Origin of the sequence: Vibrio injensis (assembly GCF_001895205.1) — a bacterium.
GTDB lineage: Bacteria > Pseudomonadota > Gammaproteobacteria > Enterobacterales > Vibrionaceae > Vibrio > Vibrio injensis.
Genome location: NZ_BDJF01000027.1, coordinates 444,790 through 470,127 on the forward strand (window position 1 = coordinate 444,790; position 25,338 = coordinate 470,127).

Below are 25,338 nucleotides of genomic sequence, written 5' to 3' on the forward strand. Positions count from 1 at the left end.
CCTTTAAAAATAGGGAAAATGTTTGATGTTGTAACCGTTTTTATGTAAAAGATTATTGCGGATGATTATGTTAATGATAATTGTTAGTGTTTGCAATTATTGGTGGTGTGAATTTATTCCGCTGGCTTGTTTTTGATGAATAAGAGAGTGGTTGATGAATAGGAATAGTCATGTTGTTTGAAGAACCCAATGCACATAGCAACCCAAATCTTCATCAGGTTGGTCGATGGCTTTCTCGCGATGGTTGCAATATTGGCGATAACAGGTGGTGGCAACAAATGGTGTTTGAAGGGATGCCGATAGTGATGAATGCTGAGGATGAATACGCTGATGTGATCTTTATTTGGCGAGAACCGAGAGGTTCAGATATCCGAGAAGTGTACATTGATATTAATGGTGTCACCGACCATCACAGTTTTACTATGGCCAAGCTTTCTCAGATAGAAGGTACGGACGTGTGGTTTTATATCGCTTCTATTAAGCACACTTGGCGCGGTGGTTATTCTTTTATTCCAGTCCCTCATCAACTATGTCAGCCAAGTTATGTTGGCAGTTATCAAGAGAAAAGGGCTCAGCACCGTGAATGGTTAAAAAAACTATTTCCGTTGAGTTGTCGTGATGAGCTTGGCAGAAACCGATTGGATCATTGCCTGTGGGGAATGAGCAAAACACCGCTGCATATGCCTAATGCTCCGTCGCAAATCTATTGGCAAATTTTTGATCAGAATGGCGGTAACAGTCCCATTAAGTCGAGTTTCTCTTTCAACTGGCAGAGTAGGATACTGAATAACAGCCGCAGTGTATGGCTGTATTCCACCACACGCGATACGCAGAAAACATTGCCTGTTGTTTTTATTCTTGATGGCCGTTTTTGGTCTGAGTCGCTACCGATATACGACGCATTGTCATGCGCGACTCAGCAAGGCGTATTACCAGAAGCCCTATATGTGTTGATTGATGAAGTGGATGGCCGTCTGCGAAGTGAAGAACTCAGTTGTAATCCGCTGTTTTGGCAAGCACTGATACAAGAACTATTCCCTTTAATTTCGGGTTATTTCACCATTAGTCAAGACCCCGAGCAAACCGTAGTCGTCGGTCAGAGTCTCGGTGGTTTGGCTGCTATGTTCGCTGCATTAAATTGGCCTGAGCGTTTTGGAGCGGTCGTGTGTCAGTCTGGATCATTTTGGTGGCCAGATTTTTCTCTGGTTAAACCGCCTAGTGACTATGTACCACCTGAGTCACCGCATCTTCTTAGTGATATGAGTCGACAGATACATCAAGGGTTGGGTCGTCACTGCTGTTTGAACATTTTTATCGAAGTAGGAAGTGGCGAAGACATCATGGTCGATCTTAGCTTGGACCTATACCAGCAACTCGCTACTCAACGACACAATCTTCAATACCGAGTCTTTGATGGCGGGCATGAACGTCTATGTTGGCGTGGTGGCATCATCGATGGACTCTCTTACCTTTTTTCATTACCGCCGAAACGGAGTTAGACATGTCTGAACAATACGTTAATCCTTTTGATAATACTGAAAATCAGTTCACCGTCTTGATTAATCATCATGGTCAATACAGCTTGTGGCCTGAATTTAAGCCTACGCCATCAGGCTGGAAAAGTACTTTTGGCCCATCCAGTAAACAACGCTGCATCGAATATATCGAAGCTAACTGGCATGACATTCGAGTGTAAACCGCCCTTCAGTACAGTAAAAAATAACTAAAAAAGACAAGTGATTATCATTTTAAGGAATGGATGAATGAAAGAACATCAAGTACCAGAAGAACAGTATCCTCTTATTGGTACTCAGCAGGGTATTTGGTTTGGGCAGCAACTGATGTTAAGACCCGAAGAATTTAACGTCGCCCATTACATCGAGCTTGATGGAGAGATTGATTTAGAATGCTTTAGCCAAGCTGTTAATAGCGGTATTTTTGCCGCTGATTCACTGCATTTTCACTATTTCGAGATGGATGGGGAAATTAAGCAGGGGATTATCGAGCCTAAGCAAGCTCAAAACGTTTTGGAGATCATGGATTTCTCGCAAGCGGCTTCTGTTGATGAATCTGCTCTTGAATGGATGAAAGAGGATCTCGCTACTCCGATCAATTTACAAGAGGCAAAACCAAGGTATCGACATTGCTTAATTCATGTGGGTGATAACAGCAAAACCAAGTGGTTATGGTATCAACGTTATCATCATATTGATGTTGATGGATTTAGCATTAACGCCATCACTGATTATATTGTTAGCGAGTATAATCGGTTAGTTGCGGGGACCGCTGGGCCAACCCCATTTACTCCTTTCAAAGCGGTTATCGATGAGCATCAGCACTTTCATCAATCTGAACAATATCAAGCGGCTCGTCATTTTTGGCAACAACAGGCACGTCAATTACCGGAAGCTCTCAGTTTAGTGACCGGAGGTAGACAAAGCTCGGCGAATATCGTTGAGAAATTCAACATTGAATTAGAGGGTGGCGATTGGCTTAATCGCGGAGGTAATAAAATTCTGCCTTCAGAGCTGGCGATGGCATTGGTATTTGCTTACCTACACTTAGTTTCTGGAGAGCAAAATATTGGTGTGGGCTTCCCATTTATGCGTCGAATGGGTAGCTGCGCTGCGAGCTCATCAGGGGCCGTCGTCAATATTCTGCCGTTGACAGTAAACGTCGATCCTACAATGTCACTGTTTGATGTTGCTAGGTCGATGAATAAAGTTATCCGCCAAGCTCGTTGTTATCAAATGTACGATGCCGAACAAATTCAACGAGATTTAGGCAAAGTTGGGCAAGTTTTGTATGGACCAATTCTTAATTATAAACCTTTTGAAGAAGACATACATTTGGCAGGAATAAAAGGCCGGACGCACATCCTTTCAGCCGGCCCTATTGATGATATTGAGTTTTCTCCCCAGCTAAATAATAACCAACTGGGCTTAACGTTGACCGGGAATGCTGCCAAGTACTCTCAACAGTCACTGGCCTTGCATGCGCATCGTTTCGCTTATATGGTCGAACAGATAGCCCGTAATCCAGATACCGCTTTGCATACACTGGATATTATTCCGACGGATGAACGAACGAATATTGCTCGATGGTCTACAGGAAAGACGCTGAATGAAAAACCTCAAGTTCAGACAGTGTTAGCCGTATTTGATCAGCAGGTTAAATTGAAACCTAATGTCGAGGCGCTAAAATTTGCTCAGCAGAGTTGGAGCTTTATTCAGCTAGACAGAGCTGTTGAAAATAAAGCTCAGCAGATCAAGGGATTGGGCGCTCGCAAAGGTGATATCATTGGTGTCGCCATTCCTCGTGGTGTTGACACGATTATCACTATGTTGGCTATCCTACGAGTAGGGGCAGTCTACCTTCCTATTGATTTAGCGTATCCTCAGGAACGTATCGAAACCATTTTAGAACAAGCCCAACCATGGGGGGTGATGGTGGAAAACCCTGAGCTCTTGCCGTGGAATCACCTTACCCGTTGTATATCTTTGACTGATTTGGACAGCCTAGCTGTTACTGAGCGTATCAAGGTTGATATTGATCCTTCAGATATCGCTTATATTGTATTTACCTCTGGCTCGACGGGTAAACCGAAAGGGGTAATGAACACTCATGGTGCGTTGCTCAATTTATTACATTCACATCAGCATTCCATTTTTGCTCGTACCATTCGATGTCTTGCTGAGAAATATCAATGTGCTGAGAATGATGTGCTAGTGAGAGCTGCGCATACGACATCATTCTCATTTGATGCATCTTGGGAGCAAGTGCTCTGGATGCTCTGTGGTCATTCACTGTACCTGTACGATGATGAACAACGCAAAGATGCCTATGAATTAACTGAAAAAGTCAAAAAAGATCATATTGATGCATTAGATCTTCCCCCTCTATTATTGGGTCAAATGCTTGATAACCAATTGATGGAAGCTGAGCATGTCCCTTCACTAGTGTTAATCGGGAGTGAAGCTGTGCCAGAGAAACTCTGGTCGAGAGTGAAAGCTTATCCGCAATTGTTGGTGGAAAACTTCTACGGCCCCACCGAGTTTACCGTTGATGCCGTGAGTGCATCACTCAACGTCGATGACACCCCCGTTATTGGTCGCCCAATACTCAACGCTCAAGCTTATGTGTTAGACAAGCAATTAAATGCGGTTGCTGTTGGTGTGGTTGGTGAGTTGTATCTTGCTGGGGCGGGGTTGGCAAAAGGGTATTTAAATCAAGCTGGAATGACAGCAGAGCGGTTCATCGCTAATCCCTTTGCACATGGTCAAATCATGTATAGAACCGGTGATTTAGTGAAATGGCGTGATAATGGTCAGTTGGACTTTGTTGGTCGTAGTGACGATCAGGTCAAAATTCGTGGTTTCCGTATCGAGCTTGCTGACGTGGAAAGCATAATTAGTGCTATTGATGGCGTTGAAACAAGCGTGGTGGTGGCAGAGCGTTATGGAGAGTCTCACCGACTGATCGCGTACTGTACATTGGTCAATCCGGATCGGTCTGAGTTAAATGAATCTCTCTTATTGGCCCATATTTCCTCCTCTGCGCCAGAATATATGGTGCCTGCCGCTTTAGTGATCATCGATAAATTTCCTCTTAATGTGAACGGTAAAATTGACCGAAAGTCACTACCTAAACCTGTGATTATGTCTAGCCATGGGAGCGTGGCTCCGACTACCCAAGAAGAGCAAGTCTTATGCGATGCGATTGCTGAACTACTTGGAATAGCAAAGGTTGGAACGTCGGACGATTTTTTTGCTCTCGGAGGAGATAGTATTTCTGCGATGGGCCTTGGCACATTATTACGGAAAGTGGGTTATGAGCTCCGCCCTAAAGAAGTATTTGCGGCACGTCAGTTAGGCGTGATGGCAACGTTGATGAAACCGCTTAGTATTGCTCGTCAAGGCACACTCAATCAGGATGGGGAAATTCGGCCTCTACCAATGTGGCGCTGGTTTGAAGAAACCTTTGCTGCAAACACGAGTTATGTTCAAGGTGTGTTTGTCGAGATCGAACCCGATGTGATGCTAGTCCATCTTCAAGCTGGATTAAAGCAATTGGTCGCTAATTATTCTGCCTGCCGCTTGATGAAACGAAATCAAGGTTACCGTATTGAGCCAGTGGAGAAGGTAAATACCGATTCTTGGTTAACAACGAGTCGAGTTGAAGATCTGGAATACGTTGATCTTGATGAAATGTTTGAACAATTTGGTCAAAGGTTAGCGCCGAACAGGAATATGCTCCAACTGATCCATGTTGTTGATAGAGCAGGGCGAAGTGGATTAATGATCCTTGCCCATCACTTGATCATTGATGGGGTCTCTTGGCGAATTTTATTGCCGCAGTTAAAAATGTTGGTTCGCGCGCAAGTCAATGGAACCAAGCCTGATCTTAACTTTGAGGTTACTGGACTGAATACTTGGTCGCAAGCGCTCTACCAACACTTACCACAGTTGATGAAGCAAGCGAAAGGTTGGATTGAGCAGGAGTCTTGCTTTATTGAGCCGTTAAAACCGTCAACGGCAAAAGGCCGTATTATTCATCATCGGGCATTGTTACCGACAGAGCTAACACAAAATGTTATTCGCTATTGCCAAGAATCCCGAGTGCTCGACATTGATGAGATATTGATGGCAGCGGTGACATCTGCACTAGGTAAGTGTTATCAAAAAGAAGCGATTAAGCTGAATTTAGAGTCTCATGGTCGTGAAGAGTTTGACGCTGCACTGAACCTTACGCAAACCATAGGCTGGTTTACTACTGAATTTCCAATCGTCGTTGTTCTACCTAAAGACGGCGACCTGGTCGAGTTACTCAAACAGGTAAAACAATCTAAGCGGCGCATCAAGGATAAAGGCTTAGGTTATATGTCTTTGAGATATTTAGATAACGTATATCGTGATGAGCTTGCAGAATTATCTAAGCGTCATCAAGCATCGTTATTGTTTAATTACTTAGGACGTTTTGAGCAGGAACAGGGTAACTGGACTCCCATTCGTCGGCAGGGTAAGTTTGCCGATACGTTAGCGGTCTCTTTAAATAGCGATAACGCTCTGTTACATCCGTTAGAACTGAATGTTTTTGTCGATGAGAGTGACCAAGAGAGCAAATTTGCTCTTAATTGGACTTGGGATGAAGCGCAATTCAGTCATGATGAGATTCGCGTTATTGGCGACCATATCACTCAGCAACTTGAAGCGATTCTGGATTGGTTTAGTGCGCAACAAGAGCCACAAGCGATCCTTCGGGTTCCAGCTGAATTTACTGAAGATGATGTCTCACTCAACGATGCAGAAAAGTTAGTCCATCGCTTTGGCCCATTTAGCGATATTCTTCCCGCTTTACCGCTGCAAGAGGGCTTATTGTTTCAATCACAACTGGGAGATGAGAAAAGTAACTACAACTCAACGACCCGATTAAGCTTCAACGGTACAATAGTACCGCAGCGAGTTCAGCAAGCGCTGAATGCCGTGATCATGCGTCATCGGCAATTACTGGCTAAATTCGACAGTTCGATTTTAGGAAGAACCGTTCAATTGCTTCCTCAAGCGATGGCTTCTTGGCCATTGAAGTGTATCGATATTCGTAAAGAGAGTCGTCAATATCAACAGGCGTATCTTGAGCAAGTGGAAAAGAAAGAACTCGTTCGTCAATTTGATCTCAATAACCCCAATGAATCATTACTGGGTGCGACGTTAATCCATCATGGTGACGATCACAGCGCTTTATTTATTTCTGCTCATCATCTCGTTGTTGATGGTTGGTCAACCCCTATTTTATTGGCTGATTTCCTTGCCGCCTATGGCCAAGACAATCAAAACCTGCCACAGATATCCTCTCAATATGCAGATGTCGTCAATCAACTTAAACTGCGGGATAAAGCCCCCGCTCAAGCACTTTGGCAACAGGTACTGAAGGACGTGACACCAACGATTGCCTTCGAAGATATCCCCGTTGAGGATAGTGTAAAAGAGGGGGAATTGATCATTGGCGCAGAGCAAACCCAGCAATTAACCCAATGCTTAAGTCGTTATGGTTTGACGTTCAATTCATTGGTACAAGGGATTTGGTCATGTATTTTGGGGAGCATGACAGGTCGAGAAGATATCGTATTTGGTACGCCAATCTCTGGTCGATTTGGGCATATAAAGGGCATTGATGAGCACATTGGTTTGTTCAGCAATACAATTCCCGTGCGTATGAAACTGAATCCTAAACAGAGCTTGTTGCAACAATTACAAGCCCATCAGAACACGCAAATTCAGCTTCTTGAGCATGATGAACTGGGTTTGAGTGAAATTCAGCAGTTGGCGGGGGGCGAAACATTATTTGATACCTTATTAGTGGTGGAAAATTACCCTGATCATTCTGATTGGTACCAACGAGATTATCAGGGAGCGAAACTTACCCACATTCACAACCGAGGCTATACCCACTACCCATTGACTATCCTGGTTCTCCCTGGTGAGCAAATCCATATTCTATTTGAGTATCGTGACACTATTGGTATTGCACAGCAAGTCATGCAACGTTTTGAGAGAGTACTGCAAACCATTATTGATGAGCCCGATATTCCCTTGTCACAATTGGATTTACGGTTAGAGGAAGAAACCGTCCTTCAGCAGCGTATTAACCAGACGGAAACTGAAGTTCGTCATAGTACATTGGGCATACTCATGGCCGAGCAGGCAAAGCGCACACCGGATCATGTTGCCTTGGTCGATACTGAATATAGTTTCAGCTATCGAGAGATGCGTGAACACGTCATTGCTATCACTAATTCATTGGTTAATCAGGGTATTAATATCGGTGATATCGTTGCCGTTGCGCTACCAAGAAGCGTTAAGCTCAGTCTTGCTCTTAACAGTATAATCGAATCTGGGGCCGCTTATCTTCCGTTAGATGTCAGTTATCCCGATGATAGATTGGCTTATATGATCAGCGATGCTAAGCCGAAACTGATCATCACCACCTCTGATTATAGCGAGCGTTTTAGCGATCTTGGTGAGCTTTTTATCTTAGATGAACTACCACAAGCCACACCCTATAGCGATGTAACGAGACAGCAAGCATTACGCCCAGAACATGGCGCGTACATTATTTATACCTCAGGTTCTACAGGTAATCCAAAAGGAGTGCTGGTTTCTCATCAAGCGATTATTAACCGTTTGCAATGGATGCAGCACGAATATCAACTTAATCACAAAGACGTTGTACTACAGAAAACACCTTGTAGCTTCGATGTGTCCGTATGGGAATTCTTCTGGCCATTAATTCAGGGGGCAACCTTAGTTATGGCTCCACCAGAATCGCATAAAGATCCAGAATGGCTTATGTCGATTATTGAAGATTATCAAGTCACGACGATGCACTTTGTGCCTTCAATGCTTGCTGCGTTTATCGCGTCAATAGCGGCGAACTCGGATAAAGAGCGCAACGTCGCCCCAAGTTTACAGCGCGTATTTTGTTCGGGTGAGGCGTTATCTAAGGATTTATCGACGGCCTATGCCAAGTGGATTAACGCACCGTTACATAATCTGTACGGCCCGACGGAAGCCGCTGTTGATGTGACCTATTGTCCAGCGTTTGGTGAATCACTGGACGAGAGTGTTGGCAATAGCGTACCGATTGGCTTGCCGGTTTGGAATACGCAGTTGTATGTCTTAGATAGCTTTCTGCGAGAAACACCTCTCGGTGTTCCTGGTGAGTTGTATCTTGCTGGAGAACAACTGGCGATTGGTTATCTTAATCGACATTCCCTTACCGCCGATAGATTTATAGCCAATCCGTTTACTCATGGAGAGCGCATGTATCGGACGGGGGATATCGTCCGTTGGTTACCGTCAGGGAAAATAGAATATTTGGGAAGAAGTGATGAGCAGCTAAAAATTCGAGGTCAGCGAATTGAACTCGGTGAGATCGAAGTCGCCCTTCAGTCTTTGCCAAGTGTTAAGCAAGCCTTGGTTTGTGCCAAAGTCTTCGGCTTAGAAAAAAGTATGGCAGGAGCCGATGAGCGTCAATTGGTTGGTTACGTGATTCTCAATGAAGATGTCCATATCGAGGGTGAAGCGCTTAAAGCTGCTTTGGCCGATTACCTTCCTGCTCATATGGTGCCCATCGCAATCATTATTATGGAGACATTTCCTCTCAGCGCTAATGGTAAGTTAGATCGTAAGGCGCTGCCTTTACCTAGCGATATACTGATAGGGGAAGGCCGTAAAGCGCGTCCTGGCTTAGAAACCCAACTAGTAGGTATTTTTGCTGATGTGTTAGGCATTGACTCGCTGTCTGCTGAAGATGATTTTTTCTCGTTAGGCGGCCACTCTTTAATGGCTATGAAGCTAGCAGCAGACATTCGACGAGTCTTAAATGTCCCAGTTACTGTCGGTCAAATCATGGTCAATTCTACGGTGGAAAAACTGGCGTTATTACTGCTTGATGATAAGGCCCGTAATGATCCAACCTTAGCCGGGTTTGGGGACGTACTTCCTATCCGTGCCGGTCATGGGCCTGCTTTATTTTGCATCAACTCAGCATCGGGTTTTGCTTGGCAATACACAGGATTACCGAAGTATTTACAAGGACATTATCCTATTATTGGTCTCCAATCTCCACGCCCATCTGGGGCCATGGCGGTGGGAGCCGACATGCAAGAAGCTTGTGATATTTACCTGAAAGCCCTAAAGGCGATACAGCCTCATGGCCCCTATCATCTATTGGGCTATTCATTTGGCGGCAATGTGGCACATAGCTTAGCTGCTCAGCTTCAGCAGCAAGGTGAAGAGGTGGCCTTTCTTTGTCTTTTCGATACTTATCCACCCGAAGGGCAGGATTGGGAAGGGCCAATGAATGAAGAGGTGCAGGATGAAATCCAACGAGAGAAAGAGCGATTTCTTACCACCAATGATGTAACAGATGATGAACTTGATCAGCAAAGAGCCAAGATGTTTGAGGACATCACCGCCAACTATGAGGATGCGGTTCGGTTGCTGTCTGGGGCTCAATCGTTAAAGTATCAGGGGAGAGTGGAGTTATTTGTCGCTCAAAGAACGCTACCCCAAGGCTATGATATTGATCAGCACTGGCAGCCATTCATAACAGGGCTAGAAAAGTATTATTTTGATTGCTCCCATGAAGACATTATTACATCCGAACATGTTGGAAAAATCGGTGAGCAACTTAACCAACTGTTATCTGAGAAAAAGACGCTCAAAGCATAAGGAAAAACCGGCACACGCCGGTTTTTGTTCGTTATCAAGACTTGGGTATGATCAAGGGAGTATGGCTTAGAGGGTCATCAATAATAATACTGTGTAAGCCATAGACGTGGTGGATCAATGCTTCACTAATGATTTCTTTTGGGCTGCCTTGGGCGATAATCGCGCCTGACTTCATCACAATCAAGTGGTCTGCGTAGCGACAAGAATGATTCAGGTCATGCAGTACGGCAACGACGGTGCGATTCTCTTCTCGATTTAGCTTTCTAAACAGGTTGAGTAACTCAATTTGATGGGCGATATCTAGGTATGTTGTCGGTTCATCCAATAACAAGTAGGGCGTTTGCTGTGCTAAAGCCATCGCTACCCATACACGTTGACGTTGTCCGCCGGACAAAGAGTCAACCGTTTGCTGCAGTAATCCCTCTATATTGGTCGCTTGAATGGCATCCTTGACGGCTTTTTCATCTTCTAATGTCCAGCGACGTAGAAAAGATTGATGGGGAAAGCGTCCTCTTGCGACCAGTTCATGCACAGTGATACCTGTTGGTGCGATGGCAGATTGAGGGAGTAAACTGAGTATTTTAGCTAATTCCTTTCGTGGATATCGTTCGAGGTTCTTACCATCAAAGCAAATTTTTCCTTCACTGGGGGAGAGCAGTTTACTTAGCCCGCGCAGTAAAGTCGATTTTCCACAGCCATTGGGTCCAAGGATAACGGTAAATTGCTTATCTGGTATGTCAAGCGATAGTCCATGAGTGATCTGAGTATCTTGATAAGCGAGCGTGATATTTTTGGCTTGCAAGCGGCTCTCTTCAAATGTGGATTGTAGTGTATTTACCAAAATATCAGCTTCCGGATTGTTGAATTAAAAGATATATCAGATAGCAACCACCAATACTGATGGTGACAACTCCGACAGGCAATTGATTAGGGGCAAATAAATTAGCAGCGATAAAGTCTGATAAAGTAAGCAGCATTGCCCCCATTAATGCAGACGGAATGAGGGCGACTCCCCCTTCCTTCATCAACTTTTTCACCAATTGTGGCGCAACAAGAGAAATGAAAGAGATAGGGCCAGTCGTGGCGGTTACTGCTGCAGTTAAAATGACCCCGAATAATAGGGCGAGTTGGCGTGTTTTTTCGCTACTGATCCCCAGAATCTTTGCACTGTCATCGCCCATTTCTAGAATGTTCATTTTTCGTGTCAGCATGGCTGCTGCTACCAAAGCCACTAATATAAATGATAATGAAGGGATAATTTGCTTCCAACTCAACCCGTTAAGAGAGCCTGCTCCCCATAGGGCGGCGGTCATCGCAGTTTCTAGACTGCTTGAAACCATCATCCAAGTATTCAAAGCGCTTAACATTGCACTGATACCAATACCGATGATGATAAGACGAAAACCTTCGATACCGTGCTTAAAAGCCAGTAAATAAACCACACCTGAGCAGACAATACCGCCGATAATCGCACCTAAAGCTATCTGGAAATAACTGCCTCCAATCAGAATGATGACAACAAGTGCACCAGTATAAGCACCAGTATTGAATCCAATAATATCTGGGCTGCCTAATGGATTACGGATTAAGGATTGAAACAAAGCGCCACTCACTCCTAGAGCGGCACCAAAGATGAGTCCGGAAGTGAGACGCGGTAGTCGCCATTCAAGGATGACGGCAGTAAGAAACTTTTCCCCTTTGCCAAGAAGCACTTGTGACAGCTCAGTAAAGGAGGTCTGTAACTGCCCAGTTGAGAGTGCAAAAGCTGCGACGATGATGGTGAAGCAGAATAAAACTAAAGACCATTTGAGCGAGCGTTTTGAGATAAGGATATTCAGCCAGCCATTTTGGCTACCTAGCAAAATAGTATTGGATGGTTGCATTATTGTTTACCAAAAGTAGTGACTTTACGAGCCAAATAAATCAAAACAGGGGCCCCTACAAAAGCGGTCATAATAGAAACACGAATTTCATTGGGGGCAATAATTCGGCCAATAATATCGGCACTGATGATCAGCAAAGGTCCGAGTACGATCGAATATAGGGTCAACCATAACTGATGGGGGCCTGACAAACGACGAGCGATATGCGGGATCATGAGGCCAATAAAGCCGATCGGGCCTGCGATCGCTGTCGAGCTCCCACACAGTAACGCAATAGCAAATAACGCAGTAAGTTGAACGAACTTGACGTTTGTTCCTAATGTTTGTGCAATGTCTTCACCGAGAGAAATATTATCTAAAGCTGGGGCGATGATTATCGCTGCGATAATGCCAACTAGGATAGGCAAAATAGCCATTGAGACGAGTGAAAGATCTCGGATATCTAATGAGCCCGCGTCCCAAAAGCGCATTTCGTCGAACGCGATGGGATTGACCAGAGTGATTGAAGAAGAAACGCCCGCAAGCAGAGCACCAATAGCCACCCCGGCTAACGTCATCTTAAGAGGGTTAACTTTGGCTTCTTTGTATGTTCCGATTAAATACACAAAAATACTCGTGATCATTGCCCCTAAGAACGCTAACCAAAGATGTTCTGACATACTTTGATTGCCTAATACGACCACGCCAACTAAGACAAAGAAACTTGCCCCTGAGTTGACCCCAAGAATCCCAGGGTCAGCAAGAGGATTGCGGGTGATGGATTGAATCAAGCAGCCAGCGACAGCCAAAGCCGATCCGACGAATAAGCCGGTCAATGTTCTAGGTAGGCGGCTTTCTATAATAATAAGGCTGTCAGTAGAGATGGTTTGGGATAGCAATACATCAATGACAACACTGGGTGGGATGCTTTTTGCCCCAATAAATAAACTCGCTATACAGACAATAAACAGGGCAACGGTAAGAGAAATGAACTTACTCAATTGACTCGATAGTCGGTTAGAAAACAGAGTACTCAGTACGGATGTTTTGAGAACCTGTTGGTTCGCACTCAATTGTGGAAATACACTCACTACAAATACCAATAATAATTATTATCATTGGTGTTATTATATTCTAGTGGTTAGAATGTTCAAGTTTTAAGCTTTTATAGCTCAGAGCTACTTTTTGTTTCCTCAACTTTCGACGTAAAAATATGAAAACCTCCCAATTACTATTAGATTTTAGCCTGCTCAAAGAAAACCCCCATTTTAGAATGGTATTCATTGCTCGAATGATGTCAGTTCTTGCTTTAGGAATGATGACCGTTGCTGTTCCAATCCAGATCCATCAAATGACGGGGTCAACCCTGCAAGTCGGTCTAATTATGGCCTTAGATGGTATAGGTATGTTTGTCGGACTACTCATTGGTGGTGTACTGGCCGATAAATACGACCGAAGAAAATTGATTTTGATTGCCCGCGCGACCTGCGGAATCGGTTTTGGTGCATTAGCACTGAACAGTTTATTGGCTAATTCATCATTGGCTGCGCTTTATATACTTTCTGTGTGGGATGGTTTTTTTGGTGCGATGGGTATGACGGCTTTGATGGCTTCTCTACCGGTGATTGTCGGTCGAGAAAACCTACCCGCCGCGGCGGCTTTGAGTATGTTAACTGTGCGAATTGGGATGGTTCTTTCTCCAGCGATCGGGGGGCTTATCATTTCGTTTGGTGATGTGAGTTGGAACTACTTAGCCGCCTCTATTGGCACATTAGGTACCCTAATCCCTTTGTTTAAATTGCCTAAAATGAAAGCGACTCATCAGACACCGGAGAATCCATTACTTTCGTTGTATGAGGGGGTGAGGTTTTTATTTTCCAACAAAGTTGTTGGCTGTGTTGTGGTGTTTGGTACGTTAGAAACGTTAGCAACGGCGGTTAGAGTCATGTTTCCAGTTTTGGCTTTAGAGACGTTTACCGGTAATGCGACGAATGTCGGTTTAATGTATTCAGCCATTCCCCTCGGTGCAATGATAGGGGCGTTAACTTCTGGATGGGTGAAAATGTCACCTAAGCCAGGCATGGTCATGGTTTATTCAACAATGGGTACCTTTTTATCGATAGTCTTGATGGGATTAGCGGGCAACTTCTGGTTGTTTCTCGCGGTGTTGGTGGTCTATGGCTATTTAGGTTCTGTGGCGTCTTTGATCCAATATTCAATAGTACAGGGCCATACGCCTGATCACTTGTTGGGACGGGTCAGTAGTTTATGGACGGCACAAAATGTCAGTGGTGACTCTGTCGGTGCGTTAGGACTAGGTGCATTGGGTAAAGTTATGGCTCCAGCGATGTCAATTTTGAGTTTTGGATTAGGGGCGACTGGAATGGGTATATTGATGGTGATTGCATTTCGTTCGCTACGCCAAGCAACATTATTTGATCCTACCTTAGCGCCTCCAGAAAAATTAACGGATTGCTCACAAGTGGCATCAAGTTAACGGATACCGCCTTATGTGAGGCGATATCAGGGCATGTCCTCTTTTTGCTTGGAGGTGCAGTGGTGTTGGCTGCGTTCGTTTACGTCAATCGCATCGTCTGTCTATGTGATTGGCGATAAACTCACTTACCGCCTACTGGCATCTCTAAGTCGCTGGGAGTAAATGTAGATTCTAGAGTGGTCAGTAAATTCATCGAGCTATAGTAGTCGAGCCGGAAAGAATCATTGCCCATTGGAAAAATATTTCCTTGTTTGATCACGGGTAAGTAGGCGATGAATTTGTTGTTTTTTACTCGTTCGATAGCGGTGTCATCGGCGGAAAATAACAAAATAGAGCGGCCAGTAATGGCATCAGCAAAGTGTTCTCCGTTGACCGGAACAATATCTTTGCGTTTTCCCATTTGATGGTTGTTTTTAAGCCTATCTGGAAGCGGGCTTATGATAAACCCTAACGCGTTTAGAATTTGTCCCTGAGCTGAGCTTTCTGTCCAGAAGTTTCCGCCGCGATCATCGCCATAGTACACCATCGCTGAGACAGGTTGAGGTGGTAGTGATATTTTATCTCTTAATGCGGTAAGTTTGGCATCAAACCTTCTGATCGCGGCTTCAGCTTGTTGTTCTCTGTCGGTGATAGAAGCTAATAATCGTGCCAGTTCTTGCCAACTCTTATCATCATAATTGACAACAAGAGTAGGAGCGATGACTGAGAATTGTTGGTAGAGTTTCACCGCTGAGTCTCCGCCTGTTGCGGCAACGATAATCAAATCAGGTTGCTCTTTGGCGATCGCCTCTGCATTCGCCGCGCCTTGATACAAAGATTTAATACTACGATCGTAAGCAACTTGGCTCCACTGATGAAAGAACCCATTTTCATCGGCTACCAGAGTGTTGGGGCCAGTACCTCCTGAAGCAATCAGTGGAGCATCAATAGCCAGCAAGGTTCCTGTTATCGAGACGCTGGTAGAAACGATTCGTTTTGGTGGTTCGCTAAGGACAACTTCACCATAACTACTCGAAATCGTTTTAGGCCAACCTTGGGAAATGGTTAGGTCTCTGGGAGATAAATGGGTTTCTGTGTTGTCGTTACATCCTATTATGCCAAGGGTAACAATAATTCCGAGCATGAGAAATGATAAGCGACGCATAAGGATCTCCAATGGTTATTGTGCGTAGGGTTTTCTTTAATAGGGCCTGACAGTAACACCGTTATATTCTCCCCTTGTTGGGTAGGTTCGTTCTCGTCACATCGTTATCAATGTTCATCGGTACTGATTGACCGTCTCGCGGCCACGTCAGGTTGTTTGGGGGAATAGTTGATAATGTATTGCGAATCACTATCATTATCAATTGATTTAAATGGAATGGTTGTCTATTATCTCGTTAATGATAATTGTTAGCATTTGATTTGCGGTGCAACTCAAATTAGAACGACTTTGTTCATATGCCTATGCATGTTGAACGCCAGTCAGTCAGCAACTTTTCTCCACAAGGATAGTAACAATGGCCATTCCTAAGATAGCAGCGTACCACATACCCTCAAGTGATTCGTTTCCAGCCAACAAGGTAAACTGGCAGCTAGATGCCAAGAAAGCCGTGCTATTGGTGCATGATATGCAGAATTACTTTATTAATTTCTTTGATAGGGCCGAGGCCCCTATCCCTGAGTTGATAAAGAATATTCAGTTAATAAAACAAGCCGCCGGTTTGGCTAATATTCCCGTGGTATACACGGCTCAGCCAGCGAATCAAGATCCAGAAGAGCGTGCATTATTAACAGATTTTTGGGGGACAGGATTGACCCAAGATACAGAAATTATTTCAGATGTCGCACCGAAAGAAGAGGATATTACTTACACTAAGTGGCGTTATAGCGCTTTTAAGAAAACGCCATTGCTAGAGTGGATGAATGAAACGGGTCGCGATCAACTGATTATCGTGGGTGTTTACGCTCATATTGGTATTCTTTCAACGGCTCTTGATGCATTTATGCTAGATATTAAGCCTTTTGTGGTCGGTGATGCCGTAGCCGATTTTTCATTGGCAGAGCACCAGCAGATGCTTGCGTACATTACTGGCCGAGCTGGTAGTGTGAAGTCTACGCAACGCGTGATAGAAGAAATTCATCACAGCATTCAATTCGTGGCACCGCTCAGTCTAGAAGCGATGCAAAAAGATATCGCAGAAATGTTAGATCTCGATATAGAAGATGTAGACGTTGATGAAAATTTGATGCTGATTGGTTTGGACTCGATTCGTGCCATGAGATTATTCGAAGGTTGGCGAAAGCAAGGTGCCAATATCGCCTTCTCTGAAATTATTAAGAAAGTGACATTGAGAGAATGGTGGCAAACGATTGAAAAAGCTAAGAATTACGAAATAGCCTAGCCGTACCATTATTATAAAAAAACCGATTTCATTTGAAATCGGTTTTTTAGTGTTTCTTTAGTTTGTGGAGAATTGTTCTCTCAGTTGCTTTTTGTTAATTTTACCGACAGGTGTTTTGGGTAATTTATCCATAAATCGGATTTGATCAGGAATTTTGTATTCAGCTAGCCCTTTGGCATGCAGAAAACGTTTGAGTATGATTGGTTTAAGTGCTTTTTCTGGATTTAAAACAATAATCGCACAGCTGCGTTCTCCTAGAAATTCGTCTTGAACGGCAATTAGTGCCACATCATGTACATCTGGATGCTGTAATAATAGATTTTCGACTTCTTCTGCTGCAATCTTTTCTCCACCACGGTTGATCTGATCTTTATCGCGTCCAGTGACAATGATATTACCCTCTGGAGTCAGCTTGACTAAATCGCCAGTAGAATAGAACCCTTGATGATTGAAAGCGCGTTGGTTATGTTCTTTTGCTCGGTAGTAACCGCGAATGGTATATGGACCTCGGGTCAGGAGTTGTCCTTCCTGACCAGGGGGGACCGGTTTACCGTCTTCATTGAGCACCAGTATTTCGTCATCGGGGGAAATAGGCCGCCCTTGCGTTGAAACAATAACGTCGATGGGGTCATCCAAACGCGTGTAATTGACGAGGCCTTCTGCCATACCGAATACTTGCTGTAATTGACAACCTAGTTTTTCTGGTAACTGTTGTGCTGCACTTTGACTGAATTTAGCACCACCGACTTGCACTAGCTTTAAACTAGAAATGTCCTCGTTAGCTGAAGGTGCATATTGCATCCATAATAAGGCTAAAGGAGGAACGAGCGCTGATACCGTCACTTTGTGGCGTTCTATTAAGTCAAATGCGGCTTTAGGCGATGAATCTTGACTGAGTATCACGCAGCCGCCGGAAAAAAATACCCCTAATGAACCAGGCGAGCTCAGTGGGAAATTATGCGCAACAGGTAGTACGCATAAGTATTTGGTACTTGGGTTAAACTGACAAATCTCGATGCTGCCTATCACACTATAGACATAGTCATTATGGGTTCTCGGTATCAATTTTGGTGTGCCAGTTGTTCCGCCAGACAACTGATAAAAAGCGACATCTTCTGCTTTACTGTTTTGTTGGTAACAAGCATCCAAGTAAAGAGTATCGAGCGATTGAATATCGCTACAAGTGCTTTTACCTGATGTAATAGCGAATTTTAGTGATGGACAAGTTTCAAGCAATAATAGGGCTTGTTTTTGTGTATCAACATTTGCGATTTGATCAGAAAAAATATAAGCCTTTGCTTCAGCGTGCTGGCAGAAATAGCTCAACTCGTTATGACGATGTGCAGGTAATGCAAGAATGGGCTTGATCCCTTTCATGGTGAGAGCAAAAAAACAGAAGAAAAATTCAGCTTCATTGATCATCTGTAATACAACGTTATCACCAGCACTGAGGCCCAGAGCAGAAAAGCCTTTTGAGAGTTGGGCAATATTATTTTGAAGCTGTTGATAAGTATATTGCTGATCCTGACATACTAAGGCGATAGCGTCCGGTGATTGGACCGTCGTTACCGATAAGCAATCAAATAGTGTACGATCTTGCCAGTATCCTTGTTTACGGTAGTACTGCTCATAGTCAGTAGGCCAAGGTGTAAAGTCTAATGGTGTTGAAGTCGAATAAATCATGGAACGCCCTTATGCCGTAAGTAATTCGTCAATCTTTATCCCTGCAGCTTTTAAAATGGTACTCATTTTTGCGCCTGTTTCCTCAAGTTCACTTTGTGGCGATGATTCATGGACGATTCCAGCACCAGCAAAAATGCACATTTCTCGTTGGCTAACTTCAGCACAACGAATGGTCACAACCCACTCACCATTGCCTCGCGCGTCACACCAGCCAATCATCCCGCTGAAATAACCACGTTCAAACTTTTCAATCTGTTTAATCGCTTGATAAGCCGAGTGCCTTGGGAAGCCACATACCGCTGGTGTCGGATGAAGTTCTGCCGCAATTTGAAGTGAGTTTATTTCTGGATCAATGGCTTGACCTTCTAATCTCGTTGAGAGATGGAGCATCGTTTCCGTTTCGATCACAGATGGCACCATGGGGGTAAAGAGATTACGGCAGTAGCCGCTGAGTACTTTTTCAACTTCTTCCACGACAAAGCTATGTTCATTTAAGTCTTTCTGAGTGTCGAGTAAAGAAGTGTGAGATATCTGGTTATCGGATTCATTGATTGACTTTGGACGTGAGCCTGCGAGCGGATTGGAAACCACATGCCCACCTTTTTTCGCTAATAGCAATTCTGGGCTTGCCCCCATCAGCTTAGTTTCTCTTCCAATATCGACAGCAAAAGTATAACCGAGAGAATTAATGGCAAGTAAGTTTCGTAGTAATGCGGTTTGATCAATGATTTGATCGGTGGCTATTCGCACTGATCGAGACAGTACGACTTTAGAAAGATCGGTAGTATTAAACAGGTTTAACAAGGTTGAGACCCCCTGTTTATAGTCATTGCCTGTAGGGGGAGAAATGACCGTCGCCTTGTTTGCGCCAACCTTATCATTTTTACGTTCTCGTGCACTACTGGAGACATACAGTTTTTCAGGGATAAAAAACTTAGTTGGAGTCTTTTCATCAAACGGTACGATAGCAAACAATACAGGATTATCATTCTCTGATTTTTTCACCTGTCCGAGCATTTGGTTAGCACGAACAGCTAGCTCAGAAAATGGAATAGCTTGATCGAGTTGTTGCTCAATACCTACACCCAGCATTGAGTTATGTGGCGATGCAAAGAAAAAAGGGGCAGTTTCTAGTTCTTGGCTCAACAGTTCTTCAGCCATTCTGGAGAATCCGACAACTTCGCGTTTCATAATGACCTCATTCACAAAGGTGGCAAATATTTGCTATTTGTTTCATACGCAATACGTTGTAAGATTATACATGATAACGATTATCAGTTTCAAATGATAATCGATCTTGTTTGGTGGCAGTTAATATAAAAGAGGAGATATTAGGTTGAATCAGAATAATCAAACAGTATTGCTAACAGGATCAAGCCAAGGTATTGGGTATGCGGTATTGGAACGACTGCTCATCGAAGGATATAGAGTGGTTGCAACCGATCGATGCATTGACAAGCTTGATGAACATTTGGCCTCTTTGCAACGACAGTATGCTGAGAGGCTCGATTGTTATGCGATTGATTTGCTTGATAGTCAATTAGATCAGAAAGTCGCGCAGCTTTGTCGTCAGTATCGTTTTGATCATTTAATTAGCTGTGCGGGAATCTTAAGCATCGGGAGTGTTTCTTCAATGCCTATTGAAGAAATTAGGAAAATGTTTGAGGTTAATACTTTTGCTGCCATGAGCATTATTCAGAATGTAGCCAAGGGAATGAAACAACGGAAGTCGGGAAATATTGTGGTTATTGGTTCAAATTCCGCTAATACGCCAAGGATGAATATTGGTGGATATGCAGCATCAAAATCTGCCTTGCATCTGTTAGTCAAGTGCTGTGCATTAGAGTTGGCAGAATTCGGTATTCGCTGCAATATAGTCAGCCCGGGCTCAACGAGAACAGAGATGCAGACACAGCTTTGGAATGAAAGTTACGGTGAGCAACAAGTGATTGAAGGAAATCTTGCTCAATATCGTCTAGGTATTCCATTGGGAAGGATGGCTGAACCTGCTGATATAGCGAATACGGTGCTTTTCCTCATGTCAGACTCTGCGCGTCAAATTACTATGCATGACTTACGAGTAGATGGCGGTGCAACGCTCGATAATTAATTATTCGATAATGTTAGAAAATTAAAATAAAACAGGCTCTTAGAGCCTGTTTTATTAAGCGATTTCTGACTGAAGACAGTGTACTTTACGATAATACTCTACTGCCTGAGCAAGTGTGTCTAGGAAAACAGTGCTGTCTTCCCAATCTAGGCATTCATCGGTTATCGATTTACCATAAATGAGAGTCTGATCAAGTCTTTGATTTCCACCTTTTAAGAAGCTTTCACACATTACCCCTGCTATATTTTGTTCTCCATTCATGAGCTGGGCAGCGATGTCTTTCACCACTTTCAATTGATTTTTAGCAATTTTACTGCTGTTCCCGTGGCTGCAGTCAACAATCAGTCTAGGGCTAAGATTGTTGGACTTTAAGTGTTCAGCTGTATTTTTTATATGTTCGCTTGAATAATTGGGAGTTAAGCCACCACGCAAAATAATGTGGCAATGTTTATTGCCTACTGTGTGTGCGGCCATTGGGGTGCCATCCGCTGAGGACACAATCAGTACATGATTATCTTGTGCTGCATGAATCGCATCAATAGAGATTGCGGTATTGCCATCGGTCCCATTTTTGAATCCGATTGGGCAATCTAATCCAGAGGCGAGTTGACGGTGTGGTTGTGATTCTGTTGTCCTTGCTCCAATTGCTCCCCAGCAGATCAAATCAGCGATGTAAGGTGCGATATTGGTGTCAAGAAACTCTGTAGCCGTTGGGATCCCAAGTTCAAGTATCGATTTCAGCAGCTTTCTGCTGCGATACAGGCCTTGAACTAAATCAAATTGACCGTTCAAGTTAGGATCAACGATGTATCCTTTCCATCCTCTGCGGGTTCGTGGTTTTTCAAAATAAGTTCTCATCACGATTTTTAAGCTATCACGATATTTTTCTTGAATTTTGGCGAGCCGCAGCGCGTATCCTAGGGCTGCTTTAGGATCATGGATCGAGCATGGACCAATAATGACTAAGAGACGAGAATCCTCCCCACAGATAATACGCTTAATTTCCTCTCTTTGTTTTTTAACAAAGCGATACAGTCGTTCATCCACGGAAGTATTGGTTAACGATACGCCAATATCGGGCAAAGGGGAGAAGGTTGAAGCATTGATGACGTCGGTTATAGAGTGCATGGGCGTTTCCAAATCGAGCTAATCTGTGGTTTTCTATTAAACCTACATTTGTTAATGATAATTATTATCATTGAGTTTGAGGTATAGTGTGAGACTAATGGTAATTTGTCAATATTCAGAAGAGGTAGGAAAATGGGAAAATTCGTCCTAGTCTATATAACATATTGTTTTTCATTGTATTATAAGTATTAATACTAACCATTATCATTTTCTGGCTGAATAGAAATACTCATGTTTATTCCAAACTCGCCGAGTTTTTTAGAAATCAATTGGTTAACCGTGGATTATTCGTATCACTTCATCAATACCATGTTAATGGAGTATACCGAGTTACCCCACACCTTAAATCAAGCGGTATTGAAGCGAAAATGTGAGTTTTTGGCCGGTAGAGTGTGCGCACAACGTGGGCTGAATCAATTGATGGGCTCTCGCGTAGTGAGCATTAAAATCGGAAAACATCGGCAACCGATGTGGCCGACTGGGATAGTTGGGTCTATTTCCCATTGTTTGGACTATGCCGTTTCAGCTGTTGGCTTTAAAAGCGACCAATGTATCTCAGTTGGAATCGATATTGAAAAAGTCATCACTACGCAATTTGCCAAAGAAATTACCAATCAGGTGTTGTCAGAGGGGGAGATGGTTTTTGCAGAACAGTTTGATGAATTTCAATCCTTCTTAACCCTTGTTTTTTCCGCGAAAGAGTCGATTTATAAAGCGATTTTTCCTTTTGTAAAACAAGTTTTAGATTTTGATTGTGTACAGTTGATTGCTGTGGATCAAAAACAACAGATATTACAATTTCAGTTTTCTCCTTTTTTACTTGAGGTTCTCAATTCGAGAGTGACGGTCAACTACCATTTTTGTCAGGCAGATACAGTAGCGACTTGGTGTTTGCTCTCAAAAAATCATCTTCATTTTAGAACGATGAAGGACGCGGTTAGCTTGATTGATTGAAGTCGTCGTTGTCTGGGCTTCGTCGTTTATCTCAATCGCATTGTGTGTTCATATTTAGGCGATTGTTCCTTGATCAGTAACGATGGGTTCTATTTTGGCTGTCTAGTCAATACGATACAGAAGGCGAATAATCTGACGGAGAAGTATTGACTAACCCAGTATGGAGACCGTTGAAATGCCTTATAAAATAACTTCACTCGACCCTTTTGGGGTTATGGTTGAAGCGCAACACTCTTCTACCCATGTTGTTGAGCTTGATATATCGAGCTTACGCCATTTGTTTGAGCGTCATCAGCTCGTGCTCTTACGGGGCTTTACGGTTTTTGAACAGGCTGAAGATTTTGCTGACTATTGTGAGCAATGGGGAGAAGTGAGCATATGGCCGTTTGGCCGAGTACTTGAGCTGATTCAAAAAGAGCAGCCCGAAGATCATATTTTCGACAGCAGTTACATGCCGATGCATTGGGATGGCATGTATCGTCCGCAAGTACCAGAGTACCAGATTTTCCAATGTGTCGAAGCTCCCTTACCCGGTAATGGTGGACGGACAACGTTTTGTCATACCATGCTTGCCTTAGACAATGCTTCGGAGCAGGAGCGATCATTATGGCGGAAAGCGACGGGACACTATCAACGTAAAATGGAGTTTTATCACAGTAAAACGGTCTCTCCCATCGTGATGCCTCATCCATATAAAGGCTATGAGGTCATTCGTTATAACGAACCCCATGTGGTCGACAATGGTGATTTACTTAATCCACCAGATGTTACGTTATCGGGCATTTCAGATAGTGAAGCGATGGCGTGCCATCAAAGTTTACGCCGCGCTTTGTATGACCCACGCAACTTCTATGCACATGAGTGGCAGTCAGGGGACATTGTTATTACTGATAATTTCTCTTTATTACATGGCCGCGAGGCTTTCACATCACATACCCCACGGCATATTCGTCGTGTGCAGGTTTTAAGCAATCCGCCTTACCATAACCCTAGTTTGGAGTCGTACGAATGTCCGCAAGAGTAGTTGATATTGTTATTATTGGTGCAGGTCCGGTTGGTTTAATGAGCGCTTACTTAGCGCAGCGATATGGATTGAGTACGGTTATCATTGATAAATCTTCAGAGCCATTACAGGTTGGTCGTGCTGATGCGCTTAATGCGAGAACGTTACAATTATTAGAAATTGTCGATCTGTTTGAGCCGCTGTATCCACTGGGTAAGCCTTGTAATACCAGTTCCGTATGGGCAGATGGACAATTTATTTCCCGCCAATCTTCATGGTGGGAAGCGTTGGAAGGCTGCTTGCATCCGCATTTTTTGATGCTTGGTCAGTCTTATCTTGAGCAGCTACTGGACGATAAACTCACGTCATTGAATGCCCCAGTATGGCGTCAAACATCGGTGAAGGATATTGTTATTCATTCAGAGAATTGCCTGACCGAGTTAACCAATGGCGAGATCATTGAGTCGCGTTTTGTGATTGGTGCCGATGGCGCTCAGTCGTTTGTTCGCCAGCGGTTCACTATTCCCTTCCAGATAGTGCGTCCGGAAATTATTTGGGCTGTGATTGACGGCGTTATTGACAGTGACTTCCCCAAAGTCCCGGAAATTATCGTCTTTCAAGCAGAGACTTCGGATGTCGCGTGGATTCCTCGTGAAGGTGACATCGACCGTTTTTATGTCCGAATGGATACGCATGACTTTACCGTAGAGCAAGTGATTGAAAAAATTAATCGTGCCATGGCACCACATCAATTAAGGTTTAAAAAGAGAGTGTGGTTCTCTCAATTTGCGGTTAAAGAGTCCGTTGCTGAGCGTTATGACATAGAAAATCGCCTCTTTTTAGCCGGAGATGCTTGTCATGTTCATTCTGTCAATGGCGGGCAAGGTTTGAATACCGGATTAGCCGATGCGTTTAATTTGATCTGGAAACTGAACATGGTCCTAAAAGGTCATACGAATGAGTCACTGCTAACCAGCTATCAAGAGGAGCGTCAACCCGTTGCCCAGAGTGTAATTGCCAGCTCGGGTGAGTTAGTGCGCTCGACCAAGTTTTCTGCAACGAATACTCATGCGCAAGATTACGTGAAAATAGTCGAGAAGCGTTCGGGCAATATTACCGGAATGGGCATTCGTTATGGTGAACAAGGATTAGTCGGTACGCGGATATTTGATTTTGTATTCAATACGCCAACGCAAAAAACTCGGCTTTATTCATTGCTGGATTATTGTCAATGGACATTATTGATCGCAAGTGATACCGATTATGAGTTGAATCTGCCAGAGTTTATTAAGGTGATTCGAATTGGCTCGCGGGCAGAATATGCTCCTTATTGGACAAGTCAAAATCCATACACTGACCAAGCGTTATTAATACGTCCAGATAGCTACATTCATTCAATCAATGATTTGCTTGATTTGAATGCGTGGTTAGCAACCAGTATCGAGGCAATATCCAATGGTTTATCAGTGCCACCTGAGTTTTAAG

16 protein-coding genes are annotated in these 25,338 nt (G+C 43.7%); 9 read left to right on the forward strand and 7 right to left on the reverse strand.

The annotated features are described in order from the left end of the window. The first annotated feature begins 170 nt into the window (after positions 1 to 170). The 3 genes from fes (at position 171) to BSR11_RS14055 (ending at position 10,232) form a co-directional block, all read left to right on the forward strand. Positions 171 to 1,499: an enterochelin esterase gene (gene fes / locus BSR11_RS14045; RefSeq protein ID WP_139299850.1), complete on the forward strand. Its 1,329-nt coding sequence runs from the start codon at positions 171 to 173 to the stop codon at positions 1,497 to 1,499. Positions 1,500 to 1,501: 2 nt separating this feature from the next. After that, positions 1,502 to 1,696 (forward strand): MbtH family protein, encoded by a 195-nt coding sequence (locus BSR11_RS14050; RefSeq protein ID WP_040905268.1) that lies wholly within the window; start codon positions 1,502 to 1,504, stop codon positions 1,694 to 1,696. A gap of 67 nt (positions 1,697 to 1,763) precedes the next feature. Continuing rightward, a complete protein-coding gene (locus BSR11_RS14055) occupies positions 1,764 to 10,232 on the forward strand; it encodes a non-ribosomal peptide synthetase (RefSeq protein WP_072670961.1) in 8,469 nt (2,822 codons plus the stop codon). A gap of 34 nt (positions 10,233 to 10,266) precedes the next feature. On the opposite strand, the gene BSR11_RS14060 is transcribed toward BSR11_RS14055, so the two are convergent. From BSR11_RS14060 to BSR11_RS14070, 3 genes are read right to left on the reverse strand one after another with little or no spacing between them, the layout of a single operon-like run. Then, positions 10,267 to 11,034: an ABC transporter ATP-binding protein gene (locus tag BSR11_RS14060; RefSeq protein WP_115152772.1), complete on the reverse strand. Its 768-nt coding sequence runs from the start codon at positions 11,032 to 11,034 to the stop codon at positions 10,267 to 10,269. 43 nt (positions 11,035 to 11,077) lie between these two features. Beyond that, positions 11,078 to 12,115: an iron-enterobactin ABC transporter permease gene (gene fepG / locus BSR11_RS14065; protein ID WP_072670963.1), complete on the reverse strand. Its 1,038-nt coding sequence runs from the start codon at positions 12,113 to 12,115 to the stop codon at positions 11,078 to 11,080. Beyond that, the gene (locus BSR11_RS14070) at positions 12,115 to 13,185 is read right to left on the reverse strand and encodes an iron chelate uptake ABC transporter family permease subunit (RefSeq protein ID WP_083545006.1); all 1,071 of its coding nucleotides are present in this window, start codon (positions 13,183 to 13,185) and stop codon (positions 12,115 to 12,117) included. Before BSR11_RS14070 ends, fepG begins: the two co-directional genes overlap by 1 nt. A 122-nt stretch (positions 13,186 to 13,307) precedes the next feature. Between BSR11_RS14070 and entS the strand changes: the two genes are divergently transcribed. Continuing rightward, on the forward strand, positions 13,308 to 14,591 hold the full coding sequence (entS, locus tag BSR11_RS14075; RefSeq protein ID WP_072670964.1) for an enterobactin transporter EntS: 1,284 nt from the start codon (positions 13,308 to 13,310) through the stop codon (positions 14,589 to 14,591). Between the two features lie 121 nt (positions 14,592 to 14,712). On the opposite strand, the gene fepB is transcribed toward entS, so the two are convergent. Next, entirely contained in the window at positions 14,713 to 15,735 is a 1,023-nt protein-coding gene (gene fepB / locus BSR11_RS14080; protein ID WP_072670965.1) for a Fe2+-enterobactin ABC transporter substrate-binding protein, read from the reverse strand. A 355-nt stretch (positions 15,736 to 16,090) separates the two neighbouring features. Here fepB and BSR11_RS14085 point away from each other — a divergent pair, with 355 nt between their 5' ends. Further along, a complete protein-coding gene (locus tag BSR11_RS14085) occupies positions 16,091 to 16,975 on the forward strand; it encodes an isochorismatase (RefSeq protein WP_072670966.1) in 885 nt (294 codons plus the stop codon). A 57-nt stretch (positions 16,976 to 17,032) separates the two neighbouring features. On the opposite strand, the gene BSR11_RS14090 is transcribed toward BSR11_RS14085, so the two are convergent. Continuing rightward, positions 17,033 to 18,658 carry a (2,3-dihydroxybenzoyl)adenylate synthase gene (locus BSR11_RS14090; protein WP_072670967.1) on the reverse strand — a complete coding sequence of 542 codons (1,626 nt, stop codon included), beginning with the start codon at positions 18,656 to 18,658 and terminating at the stop codon, positions 17,033 to 17,035. Between the two features lie 9 nt (positions 18,659 to 18,667). Beyond that, entirely contained in the window at positions 18,668 to 19,849 is a 1,182-nt protein-coding gene (locus BSR11_RS14095) for an isochorismate synthase (protein ID WP_072670968.1), read from the reverse strand. Between the two features lie 145 nt (positions 19,850 to 19,994). Between BSR11_RS14095 and BSR11_RS14100 the strand changes: the two genes are divergently transcribed. Then, entirely contained in the window at positions 19,995 to 20,768 is a 774-nt protein-coding gene (locus tag BSR11_RS14100) for a 2,3-dihydro-2,3-dihydroxybenzoate dehydrogenase (protein ID WP_072670969.1), read from the forward strand. A 54-nt stretch (positions 20,769 to 20,822) separates the two neighbouring features. Here the strand turns inward: BSR11_RS14100 and BSR11_RS14105 are convergent, their stop codons facing one another. After that, positions 20,823 to 21,896, reverse strand: a complete 1,074-nt coding sequence (locus BSR11_RS14105; RefSeq protein ID WP_072670970.1) for a 3-deoxy-7-phosphoheptulonate synthase — start codon at positions 21,894 to 21,896, stop codon at positions 20,823 to 20,825. Between the two features lie 231 nt (positions 21,897 to 22,127). Here BSR11_RS14105 and BSR11_RS14110 point away from each other — a divergent pair, with 231 nt between their 5' ends. From BSR11_RS14110 to BSR11_RS14120, 3 genes are all read left to right on the forward strand, one after another. Further along, a complete protein-coding gene (locus tag BSR11_RS14110; RefSeq protein WP_072670971.1) occupies positions 22,128 to 22,850 on the forward strand; it encodes a 4'-phosphopantetheinyl transferase family protein in 723 nt (240 codons plus the stop codon). A gap of 175 nt (positions 22,851 to 23,025) precedes the next feature. Further along, entirely contained in the window at positions 23,026 to 23,874 is an 849-nt protein-coding gene (locus BSR11_RS14115) for a TauD/TfdA dioxygenase family protein (protein ID WP_072670972.1), read from the forward strand. Next, positions 23,859 to 25,337, forward strand: a complete 1,479-nt coding sequence (locus BSR11_RS14120; RefSeq protein WP_072670973.1) for an FAD-binding protein — start codon at positions 23,859 to 23,861, stop codon at positions 25,335 to 25,337. Before BSR11_RS14115 ends, BSR11_RS14120 begins: the two co-directional genes overlap by 16 nt. Position 25,338 lies beyond the last annotated feature (1 nt).

What these genes read in the sequence shown, in the direction of transcription:
- fes (WP_139299850.1), top strand. Translation starts at nt 171, where the DNA reads ATGTTGTTTGAAGAACCCAATGCACATAGCAACCCAAATCTTCATCAG.
- fepB (WP_072670965.1), bottom strand. Translation starts at nt 15,735, where the DNA reads ATGCGTCGCTTATCATTTCTCATGCTCGGAATTATTGTTACCCTTGGC.
- BSR11_RS14095 (WP_072670968.1), bottom strand. Translation starts at nt 19,849, where the DNA reads ATGAAACGCGAAGTTGTCGGATTCTCCAGAATGGCTGAAGAACTGTTG.
- BSR11_RS14120 (WP_072670973.1), top strand. Translation starts at nt 23,859, where the DNA reads ATGTCCGCAAGAGTAGTTGATATTGTTATTATTGGTGCAGGTCCGGTT.
- BSR11_RS14110 (WP_072670971.1), top strand. Translation starts at nt 22,128, where the DNA reads ATGTTTATTCCAAACTCGCCGAGTTTTTTAGAAATCAATTGGTTAACC.
- BSR11_RS14055 (WP_072670961.1), top strand. Translation starts at nt 1,764, where the DNA reads ATGAAAGAACATCAAGTACCAGAAGAACAGTATCCTCTTATTGGTACT.
- BSR11_RS14105 (WP_072670970.1), bottom strand. Translation starts at nt 21,896, where the DNA reads ATGCACTCTATAACCGACGTCATCAATGCTTCAACCTTCTCCCCTTTG.
- BSR11_RS14090 (WP_072670967.1), bottom strand. Translation starts at nt 18,658, where the DNA reads ATGATTTATTCGACTTCAACACCATTAGACTTTACACCTTGGCCTACT.
- fepG (WP_072670963.1), bottom strand. Translation starts at nt 12,115, where the DNA reads ATGCAACCATCCAATACTATTTTGCTAGGTAGCCAAAATGGCTGGCTG.
- BSR11_RS14115 (WP_072670972.1), top strand. Translation starts at nt 23,026, where the DNA reads ATGCCTTATAAAATAACTTCACTCGACCCTTTTGGGGTTATGGTTGAA.
- BSR11_RS14050 (WP_040905268.1), top strand. Translation starts at nt 1,502, where the DNA reads ATGTCTGAACAATACGTTAATCCTTTTGATAATACTGAAAATCAGTTC.
- BSR11_RS14085 (WP_072670966.1), top strand. Translation starts at nt 16,091, where the DNA reads ATGGCCATTCCTAAGATAGCAGCGTACCACATACCCTCAAGTGATTCG.
- entS (WP_072670964.1), top strand. Translation starts at nt 13,308, where the DNA reads ATGAAAACCTCCCAATTACTATTAGATTTTAGCCTGCTCAAAGAAAAC.